Source organism: Billgrantia hypersalina (genome assembly GCF_052584175.1).
Genome location: NZ_JBMIQI010000011.1, coordinates 178,003 through 194,346, shown reverse-complemented (window position 1 = coordinate 194,346; position 16,344 = coordinate 178,003). Strand labels below are relative to the sequence as shown.

Sequence of the window (16,344 nt, the reverse complement as noted above, 5' to 3'; positions counted from 1 at the left end):
CGACAGCGACTAACCCTCCTCCTCGTCGTCGGCCAGATCGCGACCGAAGGCGCGCCACTGGGCCAGCGTCAATACCTCGGTGGTTTCGGTCTGCAGGTCGTGGGCGATGATCAGCTCTCCGCGCTCGAGCTGACGCTTGAGCTCAGCGACCCAGCCGCGCATGCCCTCGCCGGTGTCGGTGGTGTCGTAGCCCTGGCGGGTGACGAAGGTTTCCAGCAGGGCATCGAGGGTTTCCGCCGGCAGCATGCGGTAGGGCACCTCGATGAAGCGTCCGCTCATGCGTCGCCCCCCGCGTCGCCCGGCACGCCTTCACCGCGTTCCCAGGCGGCCAGACGCTCAAGGAAGGCGGCCTCGTCGAGTACCTCCACGCCGAGCTCCTGGGCCTTGGCCAGCTTGCTGCCGGCCGCTTCGCCGGCAACCACCGCCGCGGTCTTCTTCGATACGCTGCCGGCCACCTTGGCACCCAGCGCCTGCAGGCGCTCCTTGCCTTCGTCGCGGGTCATGCTCTCAAGTGTGCCGGTGAGCACCCAGGTCTGACCGGCCAGCGGCTGGGGACGTTCGCCTACGGTTTCCTCGGCCCAGGTCACGCCCTGCTGGCGCAGCGCCTCGATGGTCTCGCGATTGTGCTCCTGGCGGAAAAAGGTGTGCACGTGGGCAGCCACCACCGGGCCGACGTCCTCCACCGCCTCGAGTTCGGCCTGCTCGGCGGCCATCAGCGCATCCAGGGTGCCGAAGTGACGCGCCAGGTTGGCCGCCGTGGCCTCCCCGACCTCGCGGATACCCAGCGCGTAGATGAAGCGCGGCAGCGTCGTGTGCTTGGCCTTTTCCAGCGCTGCCACCAGCTTCTCGGAAGACTTCTTCGCCATGCGCGGAAGCTCAGCCAGGCGTTCGGCATCGAGCCGGAACAGGTCGGCCGGCGTCTTCACCCAGTCGAGCTCGACGAGCTGGTCGATGAGCTTCTCGCCCAGGCCGTCGATATCCATGGCCCGGCGCGAGGCGAAGTATTTAAGCGCCTCCTTGCGCTGGGCGGGGCAGTAGAGCCCACCGGAGCAGCGCGCCACTACCTCGCCTGCGAGACGCTCCACCTCGGAGTCGCAGACCGGACAGCGCTCGGGGAAGACGATCTCACGGGCGTCGTCGGGACGACGTTCCTCGAGCACCCTCACCACCTGGGGAATGACGTCGCCGGCCCGGCGAATCACCACAGTATCGCCGATCTTCACGCCGAGTCGGGCGATCTCGTCGGCATTGTGCAGGCTGGCATTCGACACGGTGACGCCGGCAACCGAAACCGGCTCGAGCCGCGCCACGGGGGTGATCGCTCCGGTACGCCCCACCTGAAACTCGACGTCGTTGAGCCGCGTGGTCTCCTCCTGGGCGGGAAACTTGAAGGCGATGGCCCAGCGCGGCGCGCGGGCGACGAAGCCCAGCTCGCGCTGCAGGCGCAGGTCGTCGACCTTGATCACCACGCCGTCGATATCGTAGCCGAGGCCGTCGCGCTGCTCGCCCAGCCTACGGCAGTAGTCGATCACACCCTGGCCGCCGGTGACGACATGAAGAAGGGTGCTGGTGCGAAAGCCGAACGTCTTGAGATGAGCCATCAGCTCGCTATGGCTGGCATCGCCCGGATCCGGCTCGATGCGCGCCACCTGATAGGCACTGAATTCCAGCGGGCGCTTGGCGGTGACGCCGGGGTCGAGTTGACGCAGGCTGCCCGCCGCAGCGTTGCGCGGGTTGGCAAAGACCTTGCCACCCTCCTCGCGCGCCCGGTCATTGAGGCGCTCGAAGCCGGCATGGCTCATGATCACTTCGCCGCGAACCTCGAGCAGATCGGGGGCATCGCCGCGCAGGCTGAGCGGGATCGAGCGCAGCGTACGCAGGTTGGAGGTGATGCCCTCGCCGGTACGGCCATCGCCCCGGGTCGCTCCGCTGATCAACACGCCCTGCTCGTAGACCAGCGACACGGCGGCGCCGTCGAGCTTGGGCTCGCAGCAGAAGCGGATCGCCTCGCCGTCGGTTTCCAGCCGCTCGGCCACGCGCCTGACGAAGGCCCGGAGCTCCTCCTCGCTCAGGGCATTGTCCAGCGACAGCATGGGGACCGCGTGCTCGACCTCGGGAAAGCCGGCGTCGGGCGGCGCCCCGACCCGCTGAGTCGGTGAATCGGGCGTCACCAGGTCGGGATAAGCCTGCTCCAGCTCCTGCAGGCGGCGCAGCTTGCGGTCGTACTCGGCATCGGTGAGCTGCGGTTCGTCGAGCACGTAGTAGCGATAGTTGGCATCGTCGAGTTCGGCGCGCAGTTTGGCGACTTCATCGCGAATCTTATGTTCAGGCTGGCTCATGCGGTTCCAAGTCTCGAAAGAGGGTCTCTCGCCGCCCCTCAACACGACAACCCCGTGATCGCTCACGGGGTTGTCGGGGCGGTGCGGCATGGCACTCGGTCAGGCGTCAATTCACCTGATAGCGATTGAGGCGGTTGCGGCGCTCGAACTCCTGCACCCGCTGACGTGCAAACTCCACCGTCTGCGCGGTCATTACGCTGCGGTTCTCGTCCTTCAGCTCTCCCCCCAGGTTGCGCACGATGACCATCGCGGTCTCGACCATCGCCTCGAAGGCAGCGGCGGTGTCCAGCGCCCCGGGGAGCGGCATCAACAGGGTAATGCCCGGGGTGCGGAACTCGTCCATCGCTTCGATCGGGAAAGTGCCCGGCTTGAGCACGTTGACCATCGAGAACTGCAGCTCGCTGTCGGGGTCCTCGGTCTCGAAGCGATGGAAGATGCCCATTTCGCTGCTGTAGCGCAGGCCGCAGGCCAGCATCAGGTTGAGTAGCGCCTCGCCTGAGAAACCCTCCTCGTCGCGCGAGAGCACGCTGATGACAATGATCTCGTCCGCCTGGCTCAGGGTATCCCGCGCCCGTTCGGCATTGACGTTGTGACGCAGCGCCCGGGCCAGCGTGGGATGGGCGCGCACCACGTCGTCCTCGTCGCTGACGGCGCCGGCCGCCGCGACTTCCGGTTCGGCCGGTTCGGCATGGGCGGGCTGTGCCATACGGGAACGCGGCGGAGCGAACAGGGGATCGTCGTCATCGGCCGACTCGATGGCCTCGGCTTGCAGGCGGCGGCGCTCGGCTTCCCTGGCGGCCTGAGCCTCGGCGGCCTCGCGGCGGCGCTCGGCTTCGCGTGCGGCCTTTTCGGCGCGCGCCTGATCGCGGCGTGCCTTCTCCTCGCGCTTCAGTTCACGGCGCTTGGCCAGGCGCTGCTGCATGGAGAGCCCGAAGCGCTGAACCGACTGGCCCATGCGCAGCGAACCGCTCTTGATCGAATCGCCCATGCCCTCGAGGTCGACCAGGCGGTAGCGCTCGTCCTCGTCGAGGTGCGCATCGTGATCGTCGGGGTCGGCGCTCAGCGGACCGGCTTCCGCACGGGGTGCATCTTCCACGGGAGCCGCCTCGTCGAGGGCGGAGAGCGTCGGCTCACGACGCGCTTCCGTCTCGTCCGCCTCACCCATCCGGAGGGTCGGCTCGGCCTGCGGCATCGCCGGCGTAACGGCCGGCTCGCTGGCCTGCCGTCCGGTCGCGGACGCCGGACTTTCCTCAACAGGAGGCTTAACCCTGGCATCGGCCGGCGCGGACTCATCGCGGCGTGGCGCGGCGGCTTCGCTAGCAGCCTTTAATGACGCTGCCCCTCGCGGGGTCGCCTCTACAGGGCGCCGTTCGCCGCTCGCCCCCGCCTCGGTAGCGGTACCAGGCGCGGCAGAGGCTGTTTCCGGCATGGCGGAGGCCGCCGGGCGGGGCGCGGCGGCGGCAACGGGTTCGCGATCCGGCGTGCCGGCTCTGGCGTCGGCACTGGCATCCTTCAGGCCAGCCAATACCCGCGAGGGGCCCGGATGCTCCTGGCGCTCGAGCTTGGGCTTCGTCGGTACCTGGCTATAGCTGGCAGGCTTGACGACACGGGCTCCCCCATTGGGCAATTCCCAATTGTCGCCGTCGTCGTCTTCAGCCGCTGCCTGGTGGCCATTGCTTGGGTTGTTGTTATCCCCTACCTGGTCCAGGCGGGGCACTCGGCGCTGGCGTTTGAGGCGACGCACGCCATCGATCACGATGAGCGTCACCAGGGCCAGCCCCAGAATGATCAGCCATTCTCTAAGTTCCATGGGTCGTATTGCCTATCACTAGGGCGCCATGCCGGATGGATGTTCGACAACAGCATAGCGCGATTGCCAAAAAAAGGGCCACTTTTTTTGTTTGTCAAGCCCCGGCATTATCGCTCAAGAGTCAAATCGACCCTGCGCCTTTCCCTGTCAATTCGCTTTTCCAATAAGCGGCATGACCGTGACGTGCCTTCTGATACCGCGTTTACTGCTCGCTTTCAAGCCCTCGTCAGGCTTCGGCAAGTGCCGCAGCCTCCTCTACTCCGACGGCTACCAAACGTGACACACCAGGCTCTTGCATGGTGACACCCATCAATCTTTCGGCAGCTTCCATGGCGATCTTGTTGTGCGTGATATAAATGAACTGCACCGACTCGGACATGTCTTTCACCAGCTTGGCATAGCGGCCGACGTTGGCATCATCGAGCGGTGCATCGACTTCGTCGAGCATGCAGAAAGGTGCCGGATTGAGCTGGAAGATGGCGAAGACAAGCGACAGGGCAGTCAACGCCTTTTCCCCACCGGAGAGAAGATGAATGGTGCTGTTCTTCTTGCCTGGGGGGCGTGCCATGATGGCCACGCCGGTATCGAGCAAATCCTCCCCGGTCAGCGTCAACCATGCGGTTCCACCCCCGAAGACTCGGGGAAAAAGCGACTGCAGACCCTGGTTGACTCGCTCGAACGTGTCGCGGAAGCGGGTCCGCGTTTCCTGGTCGATGCGTCGGATCGCCCGCTCCAGTGTCTCAAGCGCCTCATTGAGTTCCGACTGCTGGGCCTCGAGATAGTTGCGTCGCTCGGCCTGCTGGTCGTACTCCTCGATGGCCGCCAGGTTGATCGCCCCCAGCCGCCGCATGCGTTCACCGACTTCCTCGAGCCGGGTCTGCCAGGCCGATTCGGTGGCGTTGGGGTCGAGCTGCGACTCCAGCGCCGCGGCCTGGTGGCCGAGCTCGGCGAGCTGTTCGTCCTGGGTTTCGGCCTTGAGCGCCAGCGCCTGGACCTGCATGCGCGCTTCCTGCAGACGCTCGCGAATTCCCTCCAGATTGCGCTCGTGGCTCTGTCGCGCCAGCTCATCCTCACGCAGCCGTTCCACCAGTTCGGCGGCTCGCGCCTTGGCTTCATTGAGCGAGCGCTCGTCGCCCTCGCGCCGGTGCAGCAACTCGTCGAGCTTCTCGCGCTGCTCCTCGTCGGGCTCGCGCAACTGCTCCAACGTCTCTGTCAGTTCCTCGCAGCGGGACAGCAGACGCTCACGGGTGTCGCCGCTGCGCTCCTGCTGCTCGGCCAATCCGGCACGCTCGGTGGAGAGCCGCTGATGCTCCAGCGCAAGCTGCTGGGTCCGTTCCTGCAGCGGGCGTTGCCTCGCCCGTAGCGACGCCAAGCGCTCACGCGCTTCACTACGCGCACGCTCGAGCTGCTCGCGCCGTTCGGCCCCCTCCTCCAGCCTGGCCATGGCCTGCTGCCAGCGTTCGCGAGCCTCCTCGATGGTCAGCCGCGTCTCCTCGCGGGCCTCGTCGAGTCCCGCCAGTTCCTCGGCGAGCTCACCGGCACGCCCTTGCAGGTGCTCCAGACGACTGGCCAGGCCGCTGTCCTGCACGGCGAGCTGCTGCTGCTCGCCGGCCAGGCGCCGCTCCTCCTGGCGAATCGTCTCGAGTTCACGTTCGGCCTGTTCGGCGCGCTCGCGCTCGGCCTCGATCGCCTGGTCGCGCGAGGCCAGATGCGTTTCGATCGCGTCGAGCTCGGCGGCGGCCTCCTCGAAGCGGCGACGGCTGACCAGCAGCGCGTCGGGGCCGCCCCCCTGGCCGCGATGGCGCACCCAATCGCGCCCCAGCCATAGCCCGCCTGACGTGATGAGGCTTTCGCCCGCGGCCAGGCCGGCGCGCTCGGCCCAGGCCTGCTCGTCGCTCGCCACGCAGCGAATGGGCGCCAGCCACGCCGCGGCGGCCCCCGCACCGCGTACGCGAGCGGCCAGGCTCTGCGCGGGCGCTTCAACCTCGACCTGGGGAGCCAGCACGCTCAGTTCGGCGGGCGGCTCGGCACTTGCCGTGCGAAAGGCGTCGGGGGTCGCCAGGCGCGCCTTGAGCCAGGGCGCCAGTACCCAGGAGACGCTCGCTTCCCAGCCGGGCTCGACCTCGAGCGCTTCGCCCAGGCGCGGCAGCTCGCCCAGCTCGTGGGTTGCCAAGTGCTCGGTCAGGGTATCGTCGGGATCGTTGAGGGCCGCCTGGATCAGCGCCTCGAGGGACGCCAGCTCGCCTTGCAGGCCGCTTCGCCGGCTGCGCTCGGCCTCGCGTTCGCGCTCCAGCGTCGCGGCTGCCTCGCGAGCCTCCTCTCGGGCGGCCTGGAGGTGCTCGCGCCGCGCCTCGACTTCTTCCTGGGCCAGGCCGACTTCCGCCAGCCGCTCCTTCAGTTCGTCGCGCCTCGCGGTGAGTTCGGCCAGGTCGGGCAACTCCTGCTGCTGCTGGCGGCGGCGCTGGGCATCGGCCTCGAGTCGTGCCAGGCGATTCTCGAGTTCGCGCAGGCGGTCCTGGCTGCGCTCGGCCTCGCGGCTCTCTTCGCGCCAGCCCTCGCTGAACGTCTCGAAGGCCTGCTCGGCCTCCTCGGCACCGGGCTCGGCCTCCTCCAGCATCGCCTCGAGCTCGGCCAGTTGCTCGGCCACCTCCTCCTGCTCGGGTAACAGGGAGTCCAGCCGCTCGTCGAGCCGTGCCAGCCGCTCCCGGTCGTGTTCGCCCAGGCGGTCGAGTTCGACCAGCTCCTGGCGAGCGCTCTCCAGGTCGCGGGCCAACTGCCCTTCGCGGCTGCGGGCGTGCTCCAGGCTCTGCTCGAGCCGGGCGATGGCGCTGGACGTCTCGAAGAAACGCGCCTGGCGCGCCTCGAGGGTTTCGGCCAGGGCATCATGGTCGGCGCGCGCTTCCTCGAGGCGGGTCTCGCACTGGCGCAGGCCGAGCACCTCGCGCTCCACGGCGGTCTCCAGGTCGCGCACGCGGCTCTCCTCCTCGCGCTGACGGGCACGCAAGGCGCGGCCGCGCAGCAGCGCAAGCTCGCCCTTGAGCCGGTGCTCTTCCTCCTTGAGGGCCTGGTAGCGACGCGCCGCTTCGGCCTGGCGCCGGAGCCTTTCCAGCTGCTTGTCGAGCTCCTCGCGAATGTCCTCGAGGCGCTCGAGGTTCTCGCGGGTGCGGCGCATGCGGTTCTCGGTCTCGCGGCGGCGCTCCTTGTACTTGGAGATGCCCGCGGCCTCCTCGAGGGTGGCGCGCAGCTCTTCGGGGCGCGCCTCGATGAGACGCGAGATCATGCCCTGGCCGATGATGGCGTAGGAACGCGGGCCGAGGCCGGTCCCCAGGAAGAGATCGGCGATGTCGCGACGGCGGCACTTCTGGCCGTTGAAGAAGTAGCTGGACTGGCCGTCGCGGCTGACCTGACGCTTGACCGCGATCTCGGCGTACTGGGCGTAGACGCCGCCCATGGCACCGTCGCTGTTGTCGAAGCGCAGTTCGATGGCGGCCTGCCCCACCGGCTTGCGCGCGGTGGAGCCATTGAAGATGACGTCGGTCATCGATTCGCCGCGCAGGGTCTTGGCCGAGGATTCGCCCATGACCCAGCGCACGGCGTCGATGATATTCGACTTGCCGCAGCCGTTGGGGCCGACGATCGCGGTCATGTTGCCGTCGAAGGGCACCGTGACGGGGTCGACGAAGGATTTGAAGCCGCTCAGGCGGATCGAGGTGAGTCGCATCCGGCTATTCTATGACACGGTCGATCACGACCTCCACGGGCTCGCCTTCAACGTCGCCCACCGGCACGCCTTCCACATCGCCATACATGTCGCCCGGCTCGGGCGTGGCACCACCGCTCTTGGTCACGCGCACCAGCAGGCGCACTTCGCTGGCCTGGGACAGGCTCGCGGCATCGGACATGGCGTGGCGATCGTCGAGCGTGAGCGTGGTCGGCAGCTCACCGAGCGTCACCCTCGCCACCGCCAGCGGCGGCAGCTCTCCCTCCATGTCGCGGGCCACGACGAACACGCGGGTGTCGTCGTCGAGCAATCCCTGGAGCTCCTCGGCCAGGCTGACGTTCACCCGCACGCCCGGCCCCTGGGGAACGGCGGCTTCCTGCTCCTCGGGCGCGACGCCGAGACGCTGCTGGGCGACGCGAATGCCTTCCCGCAGCGCCTCGGCGGAACTCGAGTCGGACATGCCGGCGATGGCACGACGCCACTGGGAGATGGCCCGCTCATAGTCCCCCTCGTCAAAGGCGTGGACACCCAGCAGGCCAAGGATGGTGGGCTCTCGCGAGTCACGCTCGCGGACCTCGTCGACCAGCGCCTGGACCTCCCCGGTCAGGCGACGGTCGTTCATGAAGAACATCAGTTGCGCCTTCTGCGCCAGCAGCGAGGGGTGCCTGCCCTCGAGTTCGATCAGCCGGTCGAGCGCCTCGATGGCGGCTTCGCTCTGGCCCGAGTCGCGATAGAGCGTAAACAGGGAGGACCATACATCAGGATTGCCGGGCTGACGCCGGGCCTCCTGCTCGAGACGCTCCAGCAGGGCCGGCAGCGTATCGCTCTGCTGGAAGGCCTCGAACACACGCAGGTCGCCCTCGGCGCCTTCGTGCTGGTACCACAGCATGGCAGAGACCGTCAGCGCCACCGCCACGACGGGCACCGCGAAGCGACCGGCGGCAGGCGACTGCAGGGGCTTGCGCGTCAGGTTCTCGGTGTCCTCGAGCAGGCTGCGGTCGAGCTCCAGCCGGTCTTCGTCGAACTGTGACCGGTCGATGTCGCCGCGCTCCAGTGCCGCCTCCAGCGACGCCAGGCGACGCCGGTAGATCGCCACGTTCTGCTCGGCCGCCCGATCGTTGGCCTCGAAACTGGCCTGGGCATCGTGCACCAGGCGCGCACGCCGCATCGGCGCCACCAGCAGCCACAGCGCCGGCAGCAGCAGCAGGCCGAAGGATAGCCACAGCATGGTCATTGGCCGTTCCCCCGGTTGATCAACGCTTCCAGGCGCTGACGCTCGTGCTCGCTGAGAGCGCGAGACGAGGCGTTGCGCCGTGCCCGCACCAGAAGCATCACCAGGATGCCACCGGCCACGACCAGCACGGCGGGAAGCCCCCACAGCAGGTAGGTGCGGCCTTCCAGGCGCGGATTGTAGAGAATGTAGTCGCCGAAGCGCTGCACCATGTGGTCGCGAATCTCCATGTCCGAGCGACCGTCCTGCAGCAACTGGTAGACGCGGTCACGCATGTCGCCCGACACGGGCGCATCGGAGTCGTTGATCGCCTGGTTCTGACAGGTGGGGCAACGCATCGAGGCCGTCAGGCTCTCGTAGCGCTTCTCCAGCACCGGGTTGTCGAATTCACGCACTTCGATGGCGGCGGCCTGTGCCAGGCCGGCCGTCAGCATCAGCGCGGCGGCGGCGAGCATCCAGCGGATTACTGCCATTTTTCCACCTCCGGCAGGATGTGTTCACGTAGGTCGGACGGCGAAATGTAACCGGTATGGTGGTAACGAATGATGCCGTCGCGGTCGACCAGGAAGGATTCGGGAGCCCCGTAGACGCCCAGCTCGAAGGCGAGCTCGCCCTCGGGGTCGAAGATATTGACCTCGAACGGGTCGCCGAACTCCTCGAGGAAGCCCAGCGCCTTCTCGCGGGTGTCCTTCCAGTTGATACCGACCAGGCGCACGCCGCGATCGGCCAGGTCGAGCAGTTGCGGCATCTCGCGCTTGCACTCGGGACACCACTCCCCCCACACGTTGACCAGCGTGACCTCGCCGGGAATCAGCGATTCGTCGACGCGCCGTTCGGGGTCCTCCAGCGTGGTGAGTTGGAAGGCGGGGAAGGCACGTGCCTCCTCGACCAGCTTCGACTCGCGATGGAACGGGTTCAGCCCCAGCCCCAGGTAGAGAAACAGCAGCAGCAGCAGGAAGCCCAGCAGCGGCAGCATCAGCAACAGGCGACGCTTCATGCCATGGCCTCCCGGGTCGCGCTTTCGCTGGCCTTCTGTTCGGGGTCGCGCGAAGTGGCCAGGCGGCGATAGCGCCGGTCGACCACGGCCAGCACACCGCCGATCGCCATCAACAGCGCACCGAGCCACAGCCAGCGCACGAACGGCTTGTACTGCACGCGCATGGCCCAGCTGTTGTCGCCGAGGTCCTCGCCCATGGCCACGTAGAGGTCGCGGAACAGGCCGGGGCGCAGCGCCACTTGGCTCATGGGCATGCCACGGGCAATGTACATCCGCTTCTCCGGGTTCATGGTGAAGCTGCGCCGGCTGTCGCCACGACGTACCTCGATCTCGGCACCGTCGGCAAGGTAGTTGGGCCCGCGCCGGCTGGTCAGCTCGTTCATGGTGAAGGTGTAACCGGCCACCTCGACGCTGTCACCGGGAGACATGCGCACGTTGCGCTCGATCTCGAAGTTGGAGACGACCGCCACGCCGATGATGGTCACCGCCATGCCCAGGTGGCCGAGCTGCATGCCCCAGTAGGCCAGCGAAAGCTTCTTGAGACCGGCGCCGAACGACTCGGCATGACGTGTCTTGTCGTAGAGGTCGCGCAGCATCGGCAGTACGATCCACATCGCCGCCACCAGGCCGAGGGCGACCCAGACGTTCCACTCGCCACCGATGATGAATGGCATGACCGCCGCGATCACCAGCGCCGCGACGCCGGCGAGCCACAGCCGCTTGACCAGCAGGCGTGGGTCGGTCTGCTTCCAGCGCGCCGCCGGCCCCAGGCCCATGAACACGCACATGATGACGGTGAGCGGCACGAACAGGGCATTGAAGTACGGCGGGCCCACGCTGATCTTGCCCAGGTCGAGGGCATCGAGCAGCAGCGGGTAGACGGTACCCATCAGCACGGTGATGGTCATGATCACCAGCATGATGTTGTTGATCAGCAGCAGGGCGTCTCGCGACAGCCAGTTGAAGCGGGTGCGCTGGCTGACTCGCGGTGCACGCAGGGCAAAGATGAGCAACGACAGCCCCACGGTGATGCCCAGCAGTATGAGGATGAAGAAGCCGCGCGAGGGGTCGTTGGCAAAGGCGTGCACCGAGGTCAGCACGCCGGAGCGCACCAGGAAAGTGCCCAGCAGCGAGAGCGAGAAGGTGAAGATCGCCAGCAGCACGGTCCAGCTCTTGAACGCGCCGCGCTTCTCGGTGACTGCCAGCGAATGCATCAGTGCGGTACCGGTCAGCCACGGCAGCAGCGAGGCGTTCTCGACAGGATCCCAGAACCACCAGCCGCCCCAGCCCAGCTCGTAGTAGGCCCACCAGCTCCCCAGCGCGATGCCCACGGTGAGAAAGGCCCAGGCCAGGTTGGTCCAGGGCCGCGCCCAGCGGGTCCAGGCCGCGTCTAGACGGCCACCGAGCAGGGCGGCGATGGCGAACGCAAAAACCACCGAGAAGCCCACGTAGCCCATGTAGAGCATGGGCGGATGCAGGATCAGGCCGATGTCCTGCAGCAGGGGGTTGAGATCGGCGCCGTCGTTCGGCACGTTCGGCAGCAGGCGCTCAAAGGGGTTGGAGGTGACCAGCACGAAGGCCAGGAAACCGACGGCGACCAGGCCCAGCACGCCGACCACGCGTGCCACCATGTCACGCGGCAGCTCGCGAGAGAAACGCGCCGCCAGGTAGCTCCAGCCGGCGAGCATCAGGCTCCACAGCAGTACCGAGCCCTCGTGGTTACCCCATACCGCGCTGAACTTGTAGTACCAGGGCAGCATCGAGTTGGAGTTGTTGGCCACGTTGGCCACGCTGAAGTCGTCGAGCAGGTAGCTGGCTGTCAGACAGAGGTAGGCGATGACCACGAACAGGAACTGACCGGCGGCCATGGGGCGGGCATAGGCCATCCACAGCGGCCGGCGCAGGGCGGCGCCCGCCAGTGGCATCACGCCCTGCACCGCTGCCATCAGCAAGGCGATGACCAGGGCGAAATGGCCGATTTCAGGGATCAAACGAATGAACATGACGTCTCCGGATCAATTCTGGCGCGCACCTTCCTGCTCCTCGATTCGCTCGGCCACCTCGGCTGCCTTGGCCTGGTAGTCGGCGGGAGAGTAGCCGGCCGCCTCAAGCGCTTCGGACACTTCGGGAGGCATGTAGTTTTCATCGTGGCGCGCCAGCACTTGGTCGGCCTTGATGAAGCCGTCACGCTGCAACTGGCCCACCACCACCACGCCCTGTCCTTCGCGGAACAGGTCGGGCAGGATGCCGCTGTAGTGCACGCGCACGTCCTCGACATAGTCGGTCACGGTGAATTCGACGTCGAGGCTGTCGGGATTGCGCCGCACACTGCCCTCCTTGACCATGCCACCGGCGCGTAGCTGACGCTCGTAGGGCGCGTCGCCGGCCACGATCTGGATCGGGCTGAAGAACAGGTTGATGTTGGCCCGCAGGGCATAGAGCGTCAGCCCCACGGCTATCGCCGCCAGGGACACCAGGCCCAGGGCCATGAAGAGCTTCTGTTTACGTTTAGGCCTCATTGGTGCTTCCACCCCTGCTAGTTTGAATCGGTTGCGCCCCGCCGCTGTGTCCGGCCTGAAGGGCTTCACGGCGCACGCGACGCCGCAGCTGGCGCAGGACCTGGCGACGCTCGATGCGGGCATGCAGCACGGCGCCCAGCAGCAGCACGGCGGTCAGCCCCCAGGCCGACCAGACGTAGGGAGCGTGCCCGCCCATGGCGACAAGTTCGCTAAAGCTATCGAAAGCCATCAGTTCGTCTCCTCTGCCAGCTCGCGCACCCAGCGCTTGTTGGCTTCGCGGCGCAGGATCTCGCTGCGCGTGCGCATCAGGGTCAGGGCGATGAAGAAGCTGTAGAAGCCCAGCACCATGATCAGCAGCGGCAGCCACATCTCCATCGGCATGGCCGCCCGCCCGGTGACGGTAAAGGTGGCGGGCTGGTGCAGCGTGTACCACCAGTCCACCGAATACTTGATGATCGGAATATTGATGACCCCCACCATGGCCAGCACCGAGGCGGCGCGCGAGGCGCTGTCGCGGCTGGCGAAGGCACCGCGCAGGGCGATGACGCCGAGGTAGAGGAAGAGCAGGATCAGCATGGAGGTGAGGCGTGCATCCCACATCCACCAGGTCCCCCAGGTGGGTACGCCCCAGACCGCACCGGAGAACAGCGCGACGAAGGTCATGGCGGCGCCCAGCGGCGCCATCACGGTCGCCGCCATGTCGGCGATCTTGATCTTCCAGACCATGTAGACCAGGCCCGTCACCGCCAGGGAGACGAAGATCGATTGAGCAAGGAAGGCGGCCGGCACGTGCACGTAGATGATGCGGAAGCTGTTGCCCTGCTGGTAGTCGGCCGGCGCGAAGGCCAGCCCCCAGAGGGTGCCTGTCACGATCAGGATCAGCGCCGCCGCCCAGAACCAGGGCTGCAGGCGGGCGCTTATGGCATAGAACCACTTGGGGGAACGCAGCTTGTTAATGAAGGCCCACATGCCTCGTCAACCTCTCAACCGTTGATGCTGATGCGCAGCGATGCCGCGATGGCCAGCGGCGCCAGGATCAGGGCCAGCGCCAGCAGCGCGCCGAGAATCGCCAGATGCGCCAGTACGCCATCGCCGAAGATGGCCGCCTGGACGGCCCCGGCGCCGAAGATCAGTACCGGGATGTATAGGGGAAGCACCAGCAGCGACAGCAGCACGCCGCCGCGGGAGAGCCCCACCGTCAGCGCCGCTCCGATGGCACCAATCAGGCTGAGACTGGCACTGCCCAGTGCCAGTGAGATGGCCAATGCCCAGTAGCTGCCTGACGGCAGCGCCAGCATGATACCCAGCACAGGCGCCATTAGCGCCAGGGGCAGGCCGGTGAGCAGCCAGTGCACGACCACCTTGGCCAGGGCCAGCATCGCCAGCGGCTGAGGCGTCAGCAGCAGCTGCTCCAGCGAGCCGTCGTCGTAATCGGCGCGGAACAGGCTATCCAGCGACAGCAGGGCCGCCAGCAGCGCCGCTACCCACAGCAGGCCGGGGGCAATGGTTGCCAGCAGCGCAGGATCGGGGGAAATGCCGATCGGAAACAGGGTGATGACGATGGCGAAGAACACCAGGGGGTTCAGCACTTCGCTGCGCCGGCGCAGCAACAACACCAGGTCCCGTTTGAGCGTGGCCCACACTGCGACAGCGAGGCCGCCGTGAGGTTCCCCGCCAGCCACGGCCTGCGCCTTGCGCAGCGAACCTTCAGAGGCTGTCATCGCACCCTCCCCCGCCGAGGCGAACGCGTCTCAGCTCGTCGCACGGCGTGAGTTCGTGATGGGTGGTGACCAGCACGCAGCCACCGCGGCGGGCATGCTCGACCAGGCGCTGCTCCAGCGCCGCGACGCCGTCACGGTCGATGGCGGTGAAGGGCTCGTCGAGGACCCACAGCGGGCGCGGCGTAAGCACCAGGCGAGCCAGCGCCACGCGACGCTGCTGCCCGGCCGAGAGCTGGCCGGCCGGCACGTCTTCGAACCCGGCCAGGCCGAACGCCTCCAGCGCAGCGAAGCGTGCCTTTTCATCCGGCTTGTGGCCGGCCAGCGCCTGGTACCAGGCCAGGTTTTCCAGCGGCGTCAGTGCTGCCTTCACGCCCGGTGCGTGGCCCAGGTAGAGCAGGTTCGAGAGGAAGGACTCGCGGGCCTTACGCATCGGCCGTTCGTCCCAGTAAAGCTCGCCCTCGTAGTCCGCCAGCTGGCCGGAGAGTATCTTCAGCAGCGTGGTCTTGCCACTGCCGTTGGGGCCTTCCACGCGCACGATCTCGCCCGCGCGGATGTCCAGGTCAAGGCTCCGGAACAGCCAGCGGTCGTCACGCTCGCAGGCCAGGCTTTGCGCTTGCAGACGCAGGCTCAACGGCACTCTCCAGGAAGGCTGAAATTGCCGGAAATGCTACACGTAAAGCCTTTTTGCCGCTACCGACCGAGGTGCGTCACGGCGCCGCCCTTGCCCCAGATCAAGGCAGGATGACATCGGTAAAACTTGCCACTCGCCGACCGCTTGATATGATGCAAGGACCTGTACATTTCAACAGGGTCGTACCTAGGGGGGAAATGCCAATGCCAACGCCTTCCATGCAGTACCTTTACCGGCGCCCGAACCTGCCCATCGCCACATCCTGGGCCAGCGTCGACGCCAACGAGCTCGTCGAAGTGCCCCTGCTGGGGGACGTCTCGGCGGGCCTGCCCATCGAAGCCTGTCCCAGCGGCGGCGCCATTCATGCTCCCGCCTGCATGGTACGCCGCAACACCTACGCGCTGCGCGTGCGCGGCGACTCGATGATAGATTGCAACATCTTCGACGGCGACGTGATCATCATCGAGCGCCAGGAGAGCGCCGAGAACGGCGAAACTGCGGTCGTCCTCATCAACCAGCAGGAGGTCACGCTGAAGAAGCTCTACATCGAGAAGAATGGCGTGCGCCTGCAACCGGCCAACGAGAGCATGGCGCCCATCTACCTCAAGAACAGCGACATCCAGGTGCTCGGCATGGTGATGGGCGTGGTTCGCCAGCAGGAGCGCCACGAGCTGACCCACTGATGCGCTATCCGGTCCCCGACCTGGCGCCCGGCGCCTGGCGGGAAAGCACGCTCGAGGTGGAGAGGAGCCGCTTCATCGCCTGGCTCTGCCACGCCCCCGACGTGGCGGCCTTCGAGGCCCTGTTGGCCGAGGCTCGCCGCGCCCACCCCAATGCCAGCCACCACTGCAGTGCCTACATCGCCGGCCCGCCCGGCGAACAGAACGCCATTGGCTTCTCCGATGACGGCGAGCCCGGCGGCACCGCCGGACGCCCCATGTTCCAGGTATTGGAGGGCGCCGGACTGGGCCAGGTAGGCTGCGTGGTGACCCGTTATTTCGGCGGCACCAAGCTTGGCACCGGCGGCCTGGCCCGCGCCTATGCCCAGGCCGTGGCCCGGGGCCTCGCCGACCTGCCCCGGCGGGAGGCGATCGAACGCACCGCGCTCAGGATCCAGGTCGACTTCGCCGGCGAAGCCGAGGCCCGCGCCTGGCTGGAGAGCCGTGACGTCCTTGTCGATTCAGCCGATTATGGCAGCGAGGGCGTGGTGCTCAGCGTGGGCTGGCCCAGCGACGTCGCGGTCGACCTGGCTCCGCTGGAAGCCAGGCTGCGGGGGCGCCTGGCCCTGCTCGAAGCGTGGCCGCTGCGCTTATCGTCTTGCCTTTGCATTTGCATGGCGAAGAGCCGGTAAGGTAAACCATTGGCAGATTGCCCC

15 protein-coding genes are annotated in these 16,344 nt (G+C 67.2%); 2 read left to right on the top strand and 13 right to left on the bottom strand.

Features of this window, described 5'->3' with window-relative positions; all coding sequences use genetic code 11:
- Positions 1–9: 9 nt before the first annotated feature.
- The 13 genes from ACOJCM_RS07925 to ccmA form a co-directional block, all read right to left on the bottom strand.
- Positions 10–279, bottom strand: coding sequence for a YheU family protein (locus ACOJCM_RS07925; protein WP_445211520.1), 270 nt, complete (start codon positions 277–279; stop codon positions 10–12).
- Positions 276–2,339 carry an NAD-dependent DNA ligase LigA gene (gene ligA, locus ACOJCM_RS07920; RefSeq protein ID WP_445211519.1) on the bottom strand — a complete coding sequence of 688 codons (2,064 nt, stop codon included), beginning with the start codon at positions 2,337–2,339 and terminating at the stop codon, positions 276–278. The genes ACOJCM_RS07925 and ligA overlap by 4 nt, the downstream gene beginning before the upstream one ends.
- 106 nt (positions 2,340–2,445) lie before the next feature.
- On the bottom strand, positions 2,446–4,149 hold the full coding sequence (gene zipA, locus ACOJCM_RS07915) for a cell division protein ZipA (protein ID WP_445211518.1): 1,704 nt from the start codon (positions 4,147–4,149) through the stop codon (positions 2,446–2,448).
- 226 nt (positions 4,150–4,375) lie between these two features.
- Positions 4,376–7,870 (bottom strand): chromosome segregation protein SMC, encoded by a 3,495-nt coding sequence (gene smc / locus ACOJCM_RS07910; RefSeq protein ID WP_445211517.1) that lies wholly within the window; start codon positions 7,868–7,870, stop codon positions 4,376–4,378.
- A gap of 4 nt (positions 7,871–7,874) precedes the next feature.
- Positions 7,875–9,104, bottom strand: coding sequence for a c-type cytochrome biogenesis protein CcmI (gene ccmI, locus ACOJCM_RS07905; protein ID WP_445211516.1), 1,230 nt, complete (start codon positions 9,102–9,104; stop codon positions 7,875–7,877).
- A complete protein-coding gene (locus ACOJCM_RS07900) occupies positions 9,101–9,574 on the bottom strand; it encodes a cytochrome c-type biogenesis protein (protein ID WP_445211515.1) in 474 nt (157 codons plus the stop codon). The genes ccmI and ACOJCM_RS07900 overlap by 4 nt, the downstream gene beginning before the upstream one ends.
- Entirely contained in the window at positions 9,565–10,098 is a 534-nt protein-coding gene (locus ACOJCM_RS07895) for a DsbE family thiol:disulfide interchange protein (RefSeq protein WP_445211514.1), read from the bottom strand. Before ACOJCM_RS07895 ends, ACOJCM_RS07900 begins: the two co-directional genes overlap by 10 nt.
- The gene (locus ACOJCM_RS07890) at positions 10,095–12,101 is read right to left on the bottom strand and encodes a heme lyase CcmF/NrfE family subunit (protein WP_445211513.1); all 2,007 of its coding nucleotides are present in this window, start codon (positions 12,099–12,101) and stop codon (positions 10,095–10,097) included. The genes ACOJCM_RS07895 and ACOJCM_RS07890 overlap by 4 nt, the downstream gene beginning before the upstream one ends.
- A 12-nt stretch (positions 12,102–12,113) precedes the next feature.
- The gene (ccmE, locus tag ACOJCM_RS07885; RefSeq protein WP_445211512.1) at positions 12,114–12,617 is read right to left on the bottom strand and encodes a cytochrome c maturation protein CcmE; all 504 of its coding nucleotides are present in this window, start codon (positions 12,615–12,617) and stop codon (positions 12,114–12,116) included.
- The gene (gene ccmD / locus ACOJCM_RS07880) at positions 12,607–12,846 is read right to left on the bottom strand and encodes a heme exporter protein CcmD (RefSeq protein ID WP_445211511.1); all 240 of its coding nucleotides are present in this window, start codon (positions 12,844–12,846) and stop codon (positions 12,607–12,609) included. Before ccmD ends, ccmE begins: the two co-directional genes overlap by 11 nt.
- The gene (locus ACOJCM_RS07875) at positions 12,846–13,586 is read right to left on the bottom strand and encodes a heme ABC transporter permease (protein WP_445211510.1); all 741 of its coding nucleotides are present in this window, start codon (positions 13,584–13,586) and stop codon (positions 12,846–12,848) included. The genes ccmD and ACOJCM_RS07875 overlap by 1 nt, the downstream gene beginning before the upstream one ends.
- Positions 13,587–13,600: 14 nt before the next feature.
- Entirely contained in the window at positions 13,601–14,338 is a 738-nt protein-coding gene (gene ccmB, locus ACOJCM_RS07870; protein WP_445211509.1) for a heme exporter protein CcmB, read from the bottom strand.
- The gene (gene ccmA / locus ACOJCM_RS07865) at positions 14,325–14,969 is read right to left on the bottom strand and encodes a cytochrome c biogenesis heme-transporting ATPase CcmA (RefSeq protein ID WP_445211508.1); all 645 of its coding nucleotides are present in this window, start codon (positions 14,967–14,969) and stop codon (positions 14,325–14,327) included. The genes ccmB and ccmA overlap by 14 nt, the downstream gene beginning before the upstream one ends.
- Before the next feature lie 197 nt (positions 14,970–15,166).
- Between ccmA and ACOJCM_RS07860 the strand changes: the two genes are divergently transcribed.
- Both ACOJCM_RS07860 and ACOJCM_RS07855 read left to right on the top strand, forming a co-directional pair.
- Positions 15,167–15,652: a LexA family protein gene (locus ACOJCM_RS07860; protein ID WP_445211507.1), complete on the top strand. Its 486-nt coding sequence runs from the start codon at positions 15,167–15,169 to the stop codon at positions 15,650–15,652.
- The gene (locus ACOJCM_RS07855; RefSeq protein WP_445211506.1) at positions 15,652–16,320 is read left to right on the top strand and encodes an IMPACT family protein; all 669 of its coding nucleotides are present in this window, start codon (positions 15,652–15,654) and stop codon (positions 16,318–16,320) included. Before ACOJCM_RS07860 ends, ACOJCM_RS07855 begins: the two co-directional genes overlap by 1 nt.
- The last annotated feature ends 24 nt before the right edge of the window (positions 16,321–16,344 follow it).

Bases quoted from the DNA above. Each gene is read 5' to 3' on its own strand.
- ACOJCM_RS07890 (WP_445211513.1), bottom strand. From the start codon at position 12,101: ATGTTCATTCGTTTGATCCCTGAAATCGGCCATTTCGCCCTGGTCATC.
- zipA (WP_445211518.1), bottom strand. From the start codon at position 4,149: ATGGAACTTAGAGAATGGCTGATCATTCTGGGGCTGGCCCTGGTGACG.
- ACOJCM_RS07895 (WP_445211514.1), bottom strand. From the start codon at position 10,098: ATGAAGCGTCGCCTGTTGCTGATGCTGCCGCTGCTGGGCTTCCTGCTG.
- ACOJCM_RS07875 (WP_445211510.1), bottom strand. From the start codon at position 13,586: ATGTGGGCCTTCATTAACAAGCTGCGTTCCCCCAAGTGGTTCTATGCC.
- ccmD (WP_445211511.1), bottom strand. From the start codon at position 12,846: ATGGCTTTCGATAGCTTTAGCGAACTTGTCGCCATGGGCGGGCACGCT.
- ccmB (WP_445211509.1), bottom strand. From the start codon at position 14,338: ATGACAGCCTCTGAAGGTTCGCTGCGCAAGGCGCAGGCCGTGGCTGGC.
- ACOJCM_RS07855 (WP_445211506.1), top strand. From the start codon at position 15,652: ATGCGCTATCCGGTCCCCGACCTGGCGCCCGGCGCCTGGCGGGAAAGC.
- ACOJCM_RS07860 (WP_445211507.1), top strand. From the start codon at position 15,167: ATGCCAATGCCAACGCCTTCCATGCAGTACCTTTACCGGCGCCCGAAC.
- ACOJCM_RS07925 (WP_445211520.1), bottom strand. From the start codon at position 279: ATGAGCGGACGCTTCATCGAGGTGCCCTACCGCATGCTGCCGGCGGAA.
- ccmI (WP_445211516.1), bottom strand. From the start codon at position 9,104: ATGACCATGCTGTGGCTATCCTTCGGCCTGCTGCTGCTGCCGGCGCTG.
- ligA (WP_445211519.1), bottom strand. From the start codon at position 2,339: ATGAGCCAGCCTGAACATAAGATTCGCGATGAAGTCGCCAAACTGCGC.
- smc (WP_445211517.1), bottom strand. From the start codon at position 7,870: ATGCGACTCACCTCGATCCGCCTGAGCGGCTTCAAATCCTTCGTCGAC.
- ccmE (WP_445211512.1), bottom strand. From the start codon at position 12,617: ATGAGGCCTAAACGTAAACAGAAGCTCTTCATGGCCCTGGGCCTGGTG.
- ACOJCM_RS07900 (WP_445211515.1), bottom strand. From the start codon at position 9,574: ATGGCAGTAATCCGCTGGATGCTCGCCGCCGCCGCGCTGATGCTGACG.